2 protein-coding genes are annotated in these 16,337 nt (G+C 73.1%); both read right to left on the bottom strand.

Annotated elements, in window-relative coordinates; translation table 11 throughout:
* Positions 1-5: 5 nt before the first annotated feature.
* Positions 6-5,573, bottom strand: coding sequence for an amino acid adenylation domain-containing protein (locus ACSRUE_RS22060; RefSeq protein WP_441292721.1), 5,568 nt, complete (start codon positions 5,571-5,573; stop codon positions 6-8).
* Positions 5,570-15,388, bottom strand: coding sequence for an aminotransferase class III-fold pyridoxal phosphate-dependent enzyme (locus tag ACSRUE_RS22055; RefSeq protein ID WP_441292720.1), 9,819 nt, complete (start codon positions 15,386-15,388; stop codon positions 5,570-5,572). The genes ACSRUE_RS22060 and ACSRUE_RS22055 overlap by 4 nt, the downstream gene beginning before the upstream one ends.
* Positions 15,389-16,337: the final 949 nt, after the last annotated feature.

Here is a 16,337-nt window from a genome sequence, read left to right as displayed (position 1 = left end):
GTGGGTCACGCCGCCACCGTCCGGTCCTGGATGGTGCGCCGGAGAACGGCCGCCACCTCGTGCACGTGCGGCAAGGTCAGCAGGGTGACGTGGTCGCCGGGCACCCAGTGGGTGGTCGCATCCTGCACCAGCGCCCGCCACCCGAGCGTCTCGTCGGACGCACGCCCTGCGCCGAGCGCGTCGTCGTCGGCGTGTCGGTCGCGCGCCCGGAACAGCAGCGTGCGCACCGGGTGGCGGCCGGCCGGGCGGTAGGCGTCGAACGCGAGCGCGCTGGCCTCGCCCACCCGCAGGTAGCGCTCGACCTGCTTCGAGCTGACCTCGACCGGCAAGATCCCGGCTTCGACCAGCGCGGCCGCGACCTGCTGCACCAGCTCCTCAGGCGCGAGCCTGGCCAGCGAGTCGACGCGCAGCGGCAGCGCGCGGCCGACGAACCGCTGGACCAGCGACAGCAGCCTGTGCAGCCGGTCGGTCCGGGTCCGGGCCACCGCGGCGGCCGCGGAGCGATGGTCGCAGGCCTCGGCGTCGAAGATCGCCAGCATGGCCACGGAGTCGCCGGCCTCGCGCAGTTGCTGCGCCATCTCGTACGCGACGTAGGCGCCGAACGAGTGTCCGGCGACGCGATACGGGCCGTGCGGCTGGACCGCGCGCAGCGCCGCCACGTTGCACGCCGCGATCTCCTCGACCGTGCGGTGCGGCTCCAGCGCTCCGTCGAGCCCGCGCGGCTGCAGCCCGTACAGGGGCTGGTCTGGGCCGAGCGCCTGCGACAGCGGATGCAGCGAGATCACGTCCATGGCCGCGCCGGGGACGCAGAACAGAGGCACGAGCGGACGCTCGCCGGAGGACGCCGGGCCGCGGGCGTGCCTGCCCACCGGAACCAGCGGAGACCAGCGCTGCGCCGCCGGGTGCGCGGCGTCCGACGGCGCGGGCACGCTCGCCTCGTGGCAGTGGCGCACGAGCCCTAGCAGCGCGCTGACGAAGCTGGCCGCGAGCGACTCCATGGTCGCGCGCGAGAACGAGCGCCCGGCGTAGCGCCACTCGATCGTCAGACGGCCGTCGAGGATCGACGCATCGATCTCGATCAGGTGGACACGCGCGCCCGATGGGCTCCGCTGCGCGCCGCACGACTCGTCGGCCAGACGCCAGCCGCTGGTCGTGGGCTGCGCGCGATCGAGCTGGCCGAAGTAGTTGAAGCGGATCGGCGCCGGGCGCGCACCGGGCAGGTCGCCGAAAGACCGCAGCACGCCGTAGCCGAGCCCGAGGTTCGGCACGGCCCGGAGCTGCGCGCGCACCGCGCTCAGCGTCTCGGCCGGGCTGGCCGCCCCGCGGAGCTCCAGGTGAACCGGGTAGACGGCGGTGAACCAGCCTACCGTGCGCGACACGTCGAGGTCGTCGAACAGGTCGGCGCGACCATGACTCTCGAGATCGACCGCGAGCGTGGTCGCGTCGTCCCCCTCGGCGAATGCGCGCGCCAGCGCGGCGATGAGCACCTCTTGCACGTCCGCGTCCGCGAGCGCGCGCGTGGCGCGCAGGCGCTCGGTCTCCCCGGCCGTGAGCGTACGGGTCACCACCGCGGTGAGCCCGGCCAGGTTGGCCTCGCCAGGGCCAGCGTCGTCGACCGGCAGCCGCTTCTCCGGCAGCGCGGGGACGTGCGACCACGTGGCGCGCTCTGCGGCGAGCGCGGCGGAGCCAGCCCACTCCCGCAGCCGCCGGCCCCACGCCTGGACCGAGCTCGTACGCGGCGGCAGCGCGATCGGCCGGCGCGCGGTGGCTTGCTCGTACGATCGCGCCAGGTCTTCGAGCAGGATGCGCCAGGACACCCCGTCGACGATCAGATGGTGGGTGGTCAGGAGCAGCCGCGCGCTCTCGCCGAGCCGGAACAGCGCGGGGGCGAACAGCGGCCCGGCCAGATCGAGCATGCGCTGGCGCGCGTCCGCCTCGGCCTCGAGCGCGCTGCGTCGCCGCTCGGCCGGCAGGTCGGACAGGTCCACGACCTCGAGCTTCACGTTGGCCTCGCGCGCGAGCGTCGCCTCGCCCGAGGGCGCGAAGCGCATCCGCAGTGCGTCGTGGTGCTCCACCAGCGCCCGCAGGGCCGCGTGGAGCGCGTCCGCGTCGATGTCGCCCGGCACCTCGAGCAGCAGAGACTGGTTGTAGTGGTGGGGCTCGGGCAGCGCCTGGGCAAAGAACCAGCGCTGGATCGGCGTGGTCACCACCGGACCAGCGCCCGGCCCTGCGGACACCGGCGCCTGCGGCGCGCTGCGCACCACGCGCGCCAGCTCGGCGACGGTCTGGTTCTCGACCAGATCGCGCGGCGTGAAGTGGATGCCTCGCTCGCGCGCTCGCGCCACCAGCTGGATGCCCAGGATCGAGTCGCCGCCGAGCGCGAAGAAATTGTCGGTCACGCCGACCTGGTCGCGCCCGAGCACCCCGCACCACAGCTCGATCAGCGCCTGGTGCTCGGCGGTCGCGGCGGGCGGAGGCTCGGCGGCAGCCTCGATCGGCGCCACGCTCAGCGCTGCCCGATCCACCTTGCCGTTGGGCGTCAGCGGCAGCGCCGCCATCCAGTGCAACACGGCCGGCACCATCGGCTCGGGGAGATGGTGCGCCAGGTGGTCGCGCAGCGCGTTGGCGTCCGGCGTTCGTCGCTCGGCGGCCACGAGGAACGCGACCAGGTGGGGCCGCTGGCCGGCCCCGGCGCGCACCACCACCGCAGCCTGGCGCACGCTCGGGTGCTGCAGCAGCGCCGCCTCGATCTCCGTCAGCTCGATGCGGTAGCCGCGCAGCTTGACCTGGCCGTCCCGCCGTCCGATGAACCGCAGGTCGCCGTCGAGCGCCCAGAAGGCGAGATCGCCGGTACGGTACATCCGGGCCTCCGGATCCGGCGAGAAGGGATCCGGGACGAACCGCTCGGCCACGAGCTCGGGACGATTGAGATACCCTCGAGCGACGCCGTGGCCCGCGATGTACAGCTCTCCGATGACGCCGATCGGAGCCGGCTCGAGCCGCTCGTTCAGGACGTACAGGCGGGTGTTCGCGATGGGTTTCCCGATCGGCACGACGTCCGGCGGCTGGCCGTGCGGGACCTCGTACACGCAGCAGCCGACCGTGGTCTCGGTCGGGCCATACTCGTTGAAGATGCGCGCCTGCGGGGCCATCGTGCGGCACCAGGTCACGTGCTCGCCGAGGAGCTGCTCGCCGCCGACCACCACGACGTGGGCGCACCCCGGCCGGACTTGCTCGCCGGACACGGCGCGGAGCGCGTCGATGTGGGCGGGAGTCAGCTTGATCGGCGCCAGGGGACGATCGCCCGACATCAGCGCCGCCAGGTGATGGATCTCGTCGCCCTCGGGCAGGAGCAGCACCGGGCGGCCCACGAGCAGCGGTGTGTACAGGCTGGTGACCGTGGCATCGAACGCGATCGACGTACTCACCGCCGAGCCGGCTCCTCGGTCCACCGCGTACGCGGTCACGCACCAGCGCAGGTAGTTCGCGAGTGCGGCGTGGCTGATGATCGCGGCCTTGGGGCGGCCGGTGGAGCCCGACGTGTACATCAGGTAGGCGGGGTCCGCCGGCGCGGCCTCGACCTCCGGAGCCGCGACGTCGTCGGAGATCGGGTCGCGATCGAGCCGGATCGCGCGCGCGGGCGTCTGGCCCAGCCGGGCGGCCAGCGCGTCGGTCGTGACCAGGCAGGCCGGCGCCGCGTCGCCGAGCATGAAGTCGAGCCGCGCAGCCGGATAGCTCGGGTCGAGCGGGATGTACGCGGCGCCGGCCTTCCAGACGCCGAGCAGGGTGGCGAGCAGGTCGGGCGAGCGTGGCAGGAGCACGGCTACCCGGTCGCCCCGGCCCACCCCCTGGGCTGCCAGATGGCTGGCGATCCGGCTGGCGCGCCGGTCGAGCTCCGCGTAGGTCCACTGCCCGGGACCCGCGACCTCTCGCACCGCGAGCGCGTGCGGCGTGCGCCCGGCCTGGCGCTCGAACAGCCGGTGAACCGGCAGATCGTCCGGATACACCTGCTCGGTGCGATTCCACGCGCGCAGGACTTGGTGTCGCTCCGCGCCGCTCAGCAGCGGCGCTTCGAGCGCCCGCGTGCGCGGCGTGAGCGCCAGCGCCTCCAGCAGTCGCAGGAAGTGCTGCGTGGCGCGGGCGATGGTCGCGGGCTCGAACAGATCCCGCCGGTACTCCCACACGCCGCGGATGCCGTCGGCGCCCTCGCTCATGGCCAGCATCAGGTCGAACTTGGCGTCGAACGTCCGGTGCTCGAGGATCTCGAGGTCGAGGTCCGCGACGCCGCCCACCGCGGTCGGCGCGTTGTCGTGGATGAACATCACCTGGAACACCGGGTGGTGCGTCGGCGATCGCTCGGGCTGCAGCGCGTCGACCAGCCGGTCGAGCGGAAAGTCAGCGTGGGCGTAGGCCTCGGCCACGGTCTGCCGCACGCGGCCCCGCAGCGCTTCGAGCGTGGGATCACCGTCGAGGCGGACCCGCAGCACGACCGTGTTGACGAACATGCCGATCAGCGGCTCGAGATCCGGGTGGTCGCGAAGCGAGGCCGGCGCGCCGATCACGATGTCGTCTTGGTTCGTGTAGCGCGCCATCAGCAGCACGAAGCCGGTCAGCAGCGTGGCGAACACCGTGGCGCCGCTGGTCTGGCTGGTCCTGCGCACCGCCTCGGCCAGCGCCTGGGGCAGGACGAAGCGCGCGATCGCGCCCTGCCGGCTCGCGCCGTCCTGCTTGCGGGGATGGTCGGTGGGCAGCTCGAGCCGCGGCGGCGCGCCGGCGAGCTGGCCGAGCCAATACGCGCGCAGCTGCGCGAGCCGCTCGGGGTCGAGGCGCCGGCGCTGCCACACCGCGAAGTCGGCGTACTGCACCGGGAGCGCGGGCAGCCGGTGCGGCCGTCCCCGGACTGCGGCCGTGTACAGCTCCGCGATCTCGGCGGCCAGGATCCCGAGGGATGCGCCGTCGGCGACCAGGTGGTGCAGCGTCAGCACGAGCACGTGCTGGAGCGGCGCGGTCCGGACGATGGCGGCGCGCACGAGCGGCGGGCGGCCGAGATCGAACGGGGTCGTGGCTGACGCCGCCAGGACCCGCTCCAGCGCCGCGTCACCGTCGGCCGCTTCGCAGAGATCGATCCGGTCGACCGCGAGCGCGACGCCCTCGTGAACCACCTGCACCGGCTCGGACGCGATGGTCGAAAACGCGGTGCGCAGCACGGCGTGCCGGCGGACCACGCCGGCCAGCGCGGCCTCGATCGCGGCCGGGTCGAGCGGGCCCGTGATCCGCAGCGCGGTGCGCATGTTGTACGCCGCGCTGGCCTCGTCCATCCGGGCGAGCACCCAGAGCCGCTGCTGCGCGGGCGACAGCGGCACGGGGCCCTCCGGGGCGCGCTCGATGCGGGCGGACGCGCTGCGCGACAGGTGCTGGACGATCTCGTGCTTGCGCGCGGCCAGCGCCTCGCGCAGCGCAGGGCTCAGCCGGTCGCGCGGGGCGTCACAGCGCAGGCGGTCGTCGTGGATCGACAGGCGGATGCCCTGCGCCGCGAGATCCGCGAGGAACGTGTGCAGCGGGAGGTCGGTCATAGCTCGATTCGCTCCATGTCCTTCTGGACATCGCCGGCTGCGTCGAGGTGACGAGCGATGCCGGCCGGCGTCGGGGCCTCGAACAGCGATTGCAGGGAGATCGACACGCCGTTCGCGCGGCGCAGCCGCGTGACCAGCTGGGCGGCCAGCAGCGAATGCCCCCCGAGCTTGAAGAAGTCGTCCTCGACGCCGATCTGGTCGGTCCCGAGCAGCGCGCGGAAGTGCTCGATCACCAGCCGCTCGCTGTCCGAAATCGGCGCGGTCACCGTGCTCGCGGCACGCGGCCGCGACATCATGGCCCGCAGCGCGCCGAGGTCGACCTTGCCGCTCGCGTTCAGCGGAAGCTCGGGCATCCACTCGAAGCGGCTGGGCACCATCCACGGCGGCAGCCGGGCCTCGAGGAACGAGCGAAGCGTGTCCCCCGCGTGCCTGGCGCCGGTGAAGACGGCGACCAGGCTGCGCTGGAGCGGATCGCCGTCCGTGACCAGCGCGAGGCCCCGCTCGACCTCGGGGTGGCGCGCGAGCTCGACCTCGATCTCGCCGAGCTCGATGCGGGCGCCGCGCAGCTTGATCTGCCGGTCGGCGCGGCCGAGCACCTCGAGGCTCCCGTCCACGCGGAACCGCCCGCGGTCGCCTGTCCGGTACCCGGCGCTGGTGAACCGTGCTGCCTGCTCCTGCGGTGCGTTCAGGTAGCCGGGCGTGTCGAACGGGGGCCGGATCACGATCTCGCCGGCCTCGCCGATCCCGCACGGCTCGCCGCTGGGACCGATCACCTGCAGGCCGGTCTCCGGCAACGGCCATCCGGCTGGCTGCGGGCCGTCGATCGGCTCGGCGGGCACCCGGTAGCAGCACTTGATCATCGTGGTCTCGGTGGGCCCGTACAGGTTGGTGATCTCGGTGTCCGGGGCGACGAGGCGCCAGCGGCGCACCAGATCGGAGTTCAGCGGCTCGCCCGACAGGAAGGTCAGCCGAAGCTGAGGAAGACGCGTCGCCCCCTCGTCCTGTCGGAGCCAGTGCTCGGCCAGGCTCGGGACCGCGTGCACCACGGTGACGCGCGCCTGGCGCAGCCAGGCGATCGTCGACTCGGCCCGCGGGTCGGGCAGGCACAGCGTGGCGCCGCTGGTCAGCGGCAGGAACACGTCGCGAAGCATCGCATCGAACGACAGGCTGGTGAGCTGCGAGACCCGGTCCATTGGCGTCACGGCGAAGGTCGAGCGCTGCCAGGCCAGGAAGTGCGCGATGCCATCGCGGGTGCCGAGGATGGCCTTGGGCGTCCCGGTCGTGCCCGAGGTGTAAAAGATGGTGGCCGGCCGGTCCTGCTCCGGCTCGTGCGGGAGCTCCGCCGTACCGATGTCCGAGGGCATCTCGCCGCTGACGGGATCCACCCGCAGCACCCAGGCCGCGCCGGGCGTCTCGGCCGCGCTGCCCACCAGCACCAGGCCCGGCGCGCCGTGGCCGCCCGCCCCGGCCTCGCGCAGCATCAGCGCCCGGCGCGCCTCCGGCAGGGCCGCGTCGATCGGCACCAGCACACGCCCGCTCAGCATGGTCCCGACCAGGCCCGCCACCAGCCCGGGACCAGGTTCGCCGGTGATCGCCACGGCCCCGCCGTCCGATCGAGCCGCGAGCGCCCGCGCGATGCCCAGCGCGCGCTCGCGCAGCCAGGCGTAGCTCCAGGTCTGCTCGCCCCGGGTGATCGCCGGCCGGTCTGGCGCGCGTTCGGCCCAGGCCAGAAACGCCTCGGTCACGGCCGGGTGTCGCGTGCGCGCGAGCGGGGCGTGCGGCTCGGGCAACCGGGCCGCGTGCGCCGGCGCCACCAGCGTGTACCGGCCCAGCGCGCGGGTCGAATCCGCGGTGATCTGGTGAACGAGCTGCTCAAACTGGTCGGCCATGATCTCGACGCGATCGCGATCGAACAGCCGCGCGTCGTACAGCCACTTCAGCCGCAGCGCGTCCCCGCGCTGCTGCACGACCAGGCTCAGATCGACCTGCGTCGGCGCATCGACCATGTCGTCGAGCACCTCGACCGCGAGCTCGGGCAGCTCGAACGCGGCCTCGCCCAGGTCCAGGTTGAACCACGCCTGGAAGAAGGGATGGCGGCCGGCCAGGCGCGCGGGCGCGACCCGCTCGACCACGCGGCCAAACGGCGCTTGCTGGTGGGCGTACGCGCCCACCGTGACCTCGCGGACGTGGCGCAGCAGCGCGGTCGCGTCCGGGATCTGATCCAGGCGGAACCGCAGGGCCAGCGTGTTGACAAAGAACCCGATGAGGTCACGGACGTCGGCGCGCGAGCGCCCCGCGGCCGGGGACCCGACCACCAGGTCGACCTGGCCCGTGAGGCGGTGGAGCAGCAGCACGAACAGCCCCAGCAGCGTCATGTACGGCGTGGTGCCCGCGCGCCGGCCCAGCGCCTGGAGCTCGCCCAGCACCTGCGCGGACAGCGTGCGGGTCAGCGTGGCGCTCTGGTCGGCATGGCTCTGCGGTCGGGGGTGGTCGCCGGGCAGCTCCAGCGCCGTGGGCGCGTCGGCGAGCTGCGCATGCCAGTACGCGAGGTCGGCTTCGAGATCGCGCGCCCGATCGGCGATCGCGTGATCGGCATACTGCGAGGCCAGCGGCGGCAGCGGCGAGGCATGACCGGCCACGAACGCCTGGTAGAGCTGCGACAGCTCGCGCACGAAGATCCCGAGCGACCAGCCGTCGGCCACGATGTGGTGCAGCGTCGCGAGCAGGATCCACCGGTCGGAGGCCAGGCGCGCCAAGGTCGCCCGCAGCAGCGGCCCGGCGGACAGGTCGAACGGCGCGCGCGCCTCGCGCCGGATGAGCGACGAGATCTCGCGCTGCTGCTCCTCGTGGGACAGCGCGCTGAAGTCCAGCCGCGCCAGCCTGAGCGGGCGCTCCTCTCCCACGACCGCGACGACCGCGTCGTCGTCGTCCGTGACGAACGTGGTGCGCAGGATGTCGTGACGCTGGACGATCGTCCGGATCGCGCGCTCGAGCGCATCGACGTGGAGCGTGCCCGACAGGCGGACGCCGCACGGCAGGTTGTAGGCCTGGCCGGCGCCCTCGATCTGCGACAGGAACCACAGGCCTTGCTGGCCCCACGAGAGCGGGGCGCGCTCGACCCGACGCCGGGGCGCGCGCGGCCGGGCATCAGGATAGAATCCGCCGTCGCGTAGCGCGCGCAGGCTCTCCTCGACCACGCGGACGACCACGTCGATGTCCGCCTCGGTGTGCGCGGTCGACAGGAAGCCGGTGCGGCCCTCCCAGACGTACACCCCGCGCGCGATCATGTGGTGATACAGGAGCGTGAGCTCGATCGGCTCGTACAGGTACGACACGCGCTCCTCCCGCCCGGTGGGCGCGATGCGGAAGATCGAGCCGCAACGGACGAGCTGGAGCGGCACGCCCATGACCTCGAAGCGCTCGTTCAGCGCCGCCTCGAGGCGGGAGCCCAGCGCGTCGACGCGCGCGTAGATCGTGTCGCGGTGCTCGCGCACGTGCTCGAGTACGGCCAGCGCCGCCGCCATGGTCAGCGGGTTCTTGGAGAAGGTGCCCGCGAAGAACGTGGTGCTCACCGCCGGCCCGCTGAGGTCGCCGAACGACCACTCGCCGCCGTCGATGCGGTCGAGGAAGCGCCGCGCGCCGGCGACCGCGCCGATCGGCAGCCCGCCGCCGAGCAGCTTGCCGTACGTGGCCAGGTCCGGCTCGACGCCGAACAGGCCCCGCGCACCGGCGGGATCGATCCGGAACCCGGTGATCACCTCATCGAACACCAGCGCGACGCCTCGCTCGCGCGTGATCCGCCGGAGCTCGTGCAGGAACGCGCGCGGCTGCAGCCCCGGTCGCCGGCTCTGCACCGGCTCGACGAGCACGGCCGCCAGCTCTGCCCCGTGCCGCGCGATGATCTCGAGGGAGCGCGGATCCTCGTAATCGAGCACCAACACGTCCGCGACGAACCCCGACGCGACCCCGGGCGCCATCGGCGCCGTGCCTTCCCCTTGCGCCAGCGCGAGCGTGCCATCGAAGTGGCCGTGGTACGAGCCCTTGAACTGGACCACGCGCGTCCGGCCGGTGGTGGCGCGCGCGAGGCGCAGCGCGGTCATGACGGCCTCGGTCCCCGAGTTGCAGAACGTCACCCGCTCCATGCCCGTGAGCTCGCACAGCGCCGCGGCGACCCGGCCGGCGAGCGACGACTGCGGGCCGATCGGGAAGCCGCGCTCGATCTGCTCGTCGAGCGCGCCGCGCACGAATGCGGGCTGGTGCCCGAAGAGGTGCACACCGAAGCCCATCGCGAGGTCGATGTACTCGTTGCCGTCGACGTCCCAGATCCGGCTGCCGGCCGCCCGGGCCGCGACGATGGGATAGAGCATCTCCTTGGTTTCGAGAGTAAAACCAGCGGAAGCCCGGCGGTCGGCGAGCACCGGCCGGCAGGCCGCGGCCTGCGCCTTCGACCCCGCTGTGCGCTTCGCGTACCGCGCAACGAGATCGTCGATGTGACGGCGCTGCGCGTCGCTCAGCGGCCGCGCGTGGTGGGCGGTCGGGGTCGTGGACGCGGGCGCAGCGGCCACCCGCGGTGCGGGCGCCATGGTCACCCCCGGCGCCGATGACGCGGCCACCTGCGGCGCGGGCGCAGCGGCCTCGCTCCGCAGCAGTTCGAGCTGCTGCGTCATGATCCGCAGCTGCGCGTCGATGAGCTCTCGCACCGAGGGGTCCGCAGCCGCGCGCCGCGGCGGCACGTCCACGCGCGGGGTCGGCGCAGCGCGCTCGTCTTCGGACGACGTGACCACGGGGGCGCGCGGCTGCTCCGGCAGGCTGGCCTCGATGTGGGCCGCCAGCGCGCGCAGCGTGGCGAGCTCGCCGAAGAGCTGGTGGAGCGCCAGCCGGACGCCGTAGGTGCGCTCGATAAAGTGCCCCGTCTCGACGAACACGAGCGAGTCCGCACCCACGTCCAGCAGCGCCACGTCCACGGCCAGGGCGCTCGACTCGAGGCGGAGCTGGCCGGCGATGAACCCGCGCACCGCCTCGAGCACCGAGCCCTCGACGCCGCGTGCGGCCACGGCCGGGCTCGCCGGCTGGTCGGGTCGCGCCGGCTGGCCAGCCGGGAGGGTCGACCGCGCGGTCGCGCTCGGCCTCGGCACCGCGAACTGTCGCCTTTGCCACGCATAGCCCGGCAGCTCCAGCCGCGATCCGCCGTGCGGAAACAGGGCGCGGAGATCGATCGCGCCGCCGCGGCCATAGCAAGCCGCGATCGCCTCGAGCAAGGTCTCGTCCTCGGGGCGCCGGCGGTGCAGGACGGCGCACAGCGTGGGCTGGGCCTTGGCGGTCGCGGCAGCGGCGACGTGTGACAGCAGCGCCGGGTGGCCGCTGAGCTCGAGCCAGGTGTCCACGCCCTGGCCGCCCAGGGTCCTGACCGCGTCGGCGAAGCGCACCGGCGCGCGCACCTGCTCCACCCAGTACGCGGGCGACGCGAGGGCCTCGGCCGCGAGCGCGCCCGTGACCGTGCTGGCGATCGGCAGCCGGGCGGGGCGCAGGTTCAGGGCGCGGGCCGGCGCCTGCAAGCCGGCGAGCGCAGGCTCGATCAGCGAGGAATGGAACGCGTGCGAAACATCGAGCGGCGTGACCCTCACACCGCGGCCCGCCAGCGCCGTGGCGATCGTCTGGATCGCGCCTCGCGGCCCGGACAGCACCACGCGTTCGGGCGCGTTCAGCGCGGCGATGCACACGCCGTCCGCGAGCAACCCCGCCACCTCTCGCTCGGAGGCGGACACCGCGACCATGGCTCCGTCCGACGCCAACGCGCCAAGGGCCCGCCCGCGCTCGACCGCCCACCCGAGCGCGTCCTCGAACGACAGCACGCCCGCGGCCCAGGCCGCGGTGATCTCGCCCACGCTGTGGCCCGCCACGAGATCCGGCCTCACCCCCGCCGAAGCGAGCAGCTCGGCCAGGGCGTAGCCGACGGCGAACACCGCGGGCTGCGTGTACTCGGTGCGCTCCAGGAGGCGCGCATCCGCCGTGCCCGCTTCGGCCCACATCACGTCCCGCAGAGAGCGGGGCAGGCCCGAGATGCGGGCAAACAGCCCATCGCAGCGCTCGATCGCCGCGGCGAACACGGGGAAGCGCCGGGCGAGGTCGCGTCCCATGGCGACGCGCTGGCTTCCCTGTCCTCCGAACAGGAACGCGAGCTTGCCGGTCTCCGGCTGGCCGCTCTCGGCCGGAGCGGCTGCGTGAGCGGCCGAGGCGCCGGCGAGCCGGTCGAGCGCGTCGCACAGCGCAGCGGTCGACGAGGCGACCAGGGTCGTGCGCTTGCCGAAGTGACGGCGCGCGGTCGAGAGCGTGAACGCCACGTCCGCCAGCGGCAGCTCGGGGTGGGCGCGCAGGTGAGCGGCAAGCCGCTGCGCCTGCGCCGCGACCGCTCGATCGCTCGTCCCGGACATCGGGACGAGGTACGCAGCCGGCGGACCTTCGAGCGAGCGCGCCGGCGACTCGTGCGCCGGCGCCTCCTCGATCACGACGTGCGCGTTGGTGCCCGCGAACCCGAACGAGCTCACCCCGGACAGGCGCGCGACCGCGCTCCGCGGCCAGGGCTGCGCCTCGGCGACGACCTGGAGGCCCAGACCCGCCCAGTCCACGTGGGGGTTGGGGGTGCGGAAGTGCAGGCTGGCCGGGATCTGCTCGTGCTGGAGCGCCAGCGCGGCCTTCATCAGCCCGGCGATGCCGGCCGCGGCTTCGCTGTGGCCCAGGTTGGTCTTGACCGAACCGATCTTGACCGCGCCGTACACCGCGCCGAGCGCTCGGGCTTCGATCGGATCGCCGAGCGGGGTGCCGCTGCCGTGGGCCTCGACGTACGAGACCTGCTCGGGCTGGACCCTGGCCCGCTGCAGCGCCGCGCGGATCACCGCCTCCTGGGCCGGGCCATTCGGCGCTGTCAGCCCGTTGCTGCGGCCGTCGTGGTTGACCGCGCTGCCGCGGATCACGGCCACGATGTGATCGCCGTCCCGCCTCGCGTCGGCCAGGCGCTTCAGCACCACCAGCCCGCAGCCGTCGCTGCGCACATAACCGTCGGCGTCGGCGTCGAACGCGGCCGTGCGGCCGATGGACGACAGGGCGCGCATCGCCTGGAAGCACTCGGTGGGCAGCGCCGACAGCACGAGGTTGGCCCCGCCCGCGAGCGCGACCTCGCACTCGCCGCTGCGCAAGCTCTGGCAGGCCAGGTGCACCGCGACCAACGACGAGGAGCACGCGGTGTCGATCGCGATGGCCGGGCCGACCAGGCCGAGCGCGTAGGACAGGCGTCCGGCGGCCGCGCTCGCGATGTTCCCGGTCAGCGCGTACCGCTGATCCAGGGAGCCCGCGTCGAGCAGCTCCTGCTGGTAGTCGTTGCCGCACAGCCCGACGAACACGCCGACGTTGCTGCCGGTCAGGCGCTCGGTCGCGAGGCCGGCCTGCTCCAGCGCCTCCCAGGCGACCTCCAGCAGCAGGCGCTGGCGCGGATCGAGGCTCGCAGCCTCGCGAGGCGAGATCGAGAAGAACTCGGCGTCGAAGCGATCGAAGCCCGCCAGCCGCCCGCCGTGGAGCTTCGTCTGCCCGGCCGCATCCGGCCGCGCGCCGAAAGGCGCCCCGGCGCCGCCGCGATCCGCGGGCAGCTCGGTGATCGTGTCGCGGCCGCTCGACAGCAGACGCCAAAGGTCGTCCGGGTGCTCGATGTCGCCAGGAAAGCGGCAGGCCATGGCCACGATCGCGATGCGCTCGTCCTCGGCGGGCCGCGCGAGCTGCCGGGCCGGCGAGTCCGCACCCGACAGGTGGCGGACGATCGCGTCGATGTTCGGGTAGTCCCAGGCCAGGCTGGCCGGCATACGCCGGTTGAGCCGCTGCTCGATCGCGCCCGCGAGCTCCACACTGCCCCTGGAGTCGAGCCCGGTCTCGATCAGCGGCCGCGCCGGATCCACGTCCCGGGGCGATCGCCCGGTCCGCCGTGCCACCTCCTCGATCAACCAGCGTCGCAGCTCGTGATCGACGTGGCTCGATGGGGTCGCGGGCTCGCGGTCGCCGTGGTCCGAGGCGGGCGAGGGCCCGCTGTCGCTGCGGTCGGAGGCGGGCGAGGGCTCGCTGTCGGCGAGACGCCACGTCTCGCGTGGCGACAGCGTCCCGTCCGCAATGCCCGCGCGGGTGGCCGAGCGCATCGGCTTGCCGCTCGAGGTCGTGGGCAGCGTGCGTGGCGCGAGCAGGTACACCTCGTCCAGGGCCAGATCGTGCGCCGCTGCCACGGCCCGTCGCAGCGCATCCACGACCCCGTCACTGGACGCGTCCGCGCGCACCTCCACCGCCAGGGCAACGCCCTTGTCACCGGTGGCAAACGCCACGGACGCGCGGATGGCTGGGTGCGAGGCCTGCGCGGTGTGCTCGATGTCCTGCGGGTAGTGGTTCAGGCCGCGAACGATGATCAGGTCCTTGTGACGGCCCGTGACGTAGAGCTCGCCGCCTCGAACGAACCCGAGATCTCCGGTGCGCAGGAACGGGCCTGCCTCCGGCTCGTCCGCGAGCCTCGCGCCGAACGTGCGCTGCGTCGCCTCGGTATGGCCCCAGTATCCGCCCGCCACGCTCGGACCGCGAAGCCAGATCTCCCCGACGGTCCCGTCGGGCACGCGCCGCGCGGTGTCCGGAGCGACGATGACGAGCTCGTGCCCCGCAGGCGGCGTGCCCATGGACACGAGCCGCTGGGCCGTGCCCGGGCCGGACGCCGGCTCGGCCTGGCCTCGCGCGAGCGCCGGAGCAGCCACCGCCAGCATCGACGCGCCGGCGCCGTTCTTGCCGCCGGTGGCCAGCAGCGTGCCCTCCGCCAGGCCATAGCAGGGATAGAACGCGCGCCGATCGAAGCCGAACGGCGCGAACACCTCGGCGAACCGATCGAGGGTGCGAGCGCGAACCGGCTCGGCGCCGGTGTACGCCAGCACCCAGGACGACAGGTCGAGTTGGGCGTCGGACGATGGCGGCAGCTTCGCGCACCGCTCGTACGCGAAGTCGGGGCCGCCCGTGGTGGTCACGCGGTAGCGCGAGATCGCCTCGATCCAGCGCATGGGTCGCATGATGAAGTCCACCGGAGACATCAGCGTCGTCATGCCGCCCACGGCCAGTGGCTGGATGATGGCGCCGATCAGACCCATATCGTGGTACGGCGGCAACCAGCTCATCCCGTTGGTGGCCTCCGAGTTGCCGAATTTGTCGCGAATCGCGCGCGAGTTATGGGCGATGTTGGCGTGGGAGATCATCACGCCCCGCGGATCGCCGGTCGAGCCCGATGTGAACTGCAGGTACGCGAGCGCATCGGCGTCGGGCGGCTCGAGCCATCGCCCGTCCAGATCGGGCTCGTGCGGCAGCTCGTCAGTGCATAGCCACGGTCGACCCGCGAGGTCCGGGGCCGAGCTGAGCAGCGCCTGCGCCATGGAGCGGATGCCCGAGACCGTCAGCACCGCGTCGACCTCGGCCGCGCGGGCGATCGCCAGCAGCCGAGGGAGCGTCTGGGCAAGGCGGGCCGGATGAGGCGGATAGGCCGGCACCGCGATCACGCGCGCAAGCAGGCAGCCGAAGAATGAAGCGATGTAATCGAGACCGGGCGCGTGCACGAGCAGCACCTGGCGGCCCGTGAGCCCCTCGTCGGTCAGCCGGCGGGCCACCGCAGCGGCCCGGCGATACGTCTCCGCGTACGACCACTCGATCGCGCGCGCCGGGTCGCCGTCCGGCAGGAAGCGGTACAGCAGGGCCTCGGGTTGCAGCTGGAGGTGGCGAGACAGGCTCTCTACCAGGGTCTCGATCTTCGCCATATCGGATGATTCTCGTTGGAGCGGTAAGAATGAATATGTATTTTCCGGGCGCATGCAGCGACCGGAGTGCGCGAGCCCAGCGAAACAATGGGCCCAGTCCAGCCCGGCGGGGGCGTTGCATGTCCGCTCGGATGCCGTCGAGATGGCGTGCCGTTCGTTCTTGCCCGGGCGACCTCCTCCACACCGAAAGCGGTCGGGACCCCTCATCATCTACATCATCTACGCTGCCTCCGCTCGCCCCACGCCACCAGTGCAAATGTTCTTGCCCCCTGGGTAGGCGGGCGCCGGCTCGAACAGCGTTCCCCCAATTCGTCCCTGGATCCGAGGTGAGCCAGCCGAGGCCTGCCAGTTTGCAGCCTCATGGGGCCATCAAACCAATAGGCGTTTGCTCGAACGCCAGCTGACCCCGCCGAGGCGCTCCGCGCCCTGGGATTCCGCGCCTCCGCAGAGGCCATCCGGGCGCTCATCACGCGCGCGACGAGGAGCAAGATGTCGCCCGCAGAGCTCTGCCCCGAGCTCGCCACGCTCGACAAGCGCGAGCGCGATCAGAGGAGCCTCGCGGTGCGCGCCAAGGACAGAGGAGGAGTTGCGCCGTGCGCGGGCGCGGCTCGGGCTCGGCGGCAGGACGCCGAGCGCCTGTGCAGCAAACCGCGTCAGCTGAACGAGATCGCCAGTCGTAGCCCCGACCAATCCGACAAACGGCTGGCTGCGTGGCGCCGGCGAGCTAGCACCAAACGCCCCCGAGCCCTTCGGAGCGTTCGCCGACGACTTGACGACTTCCGCCTCAATGCATGATCGACGCCTGAGCGCGGCTGCTGCGGCTCTCGTCCCTGTGGGATGCTTCTCGTGAGAAGGGGACCATGGTTTGAGTGCCAGGTTGCGCAGGAGCTCGTGCCCCATCGGCAAGAAAAGCTGCCCAACTCGGAATGGGTGCCAGCAGGCGAAACGC

The sequence above is a fragment of the Sorangium sp. KYC3313 genome, from assembly GCF_052075895.1.
GTDB classification, from domain to species: Bacteria; Myxococcota_A; Polyangia; order Polyangiales; family Polyangiaceae; genus Sorangium; species Sorangium cellulosum_B.
This window is presented reverse-complemented; position numbering and strand designations above follow the sequence as displayed.

Coding starts and splice junctions, on each gene's coding strand:
- ACSRUE_RS22060 (WP_441292721.1), bottom strand. CDS start 5,573: ATGACCGACCTCCCGCTGCACACGTTCCTCGCGGATCTCGCGGCGCAG.
- ACSRUE_RS22055 (WP_441292720.1), bottom strand. CDS start 15,388: ATGGCGAAGATCGAGACCCTGGTAGAGAGCCTGTCTCGCCACCTCCAG.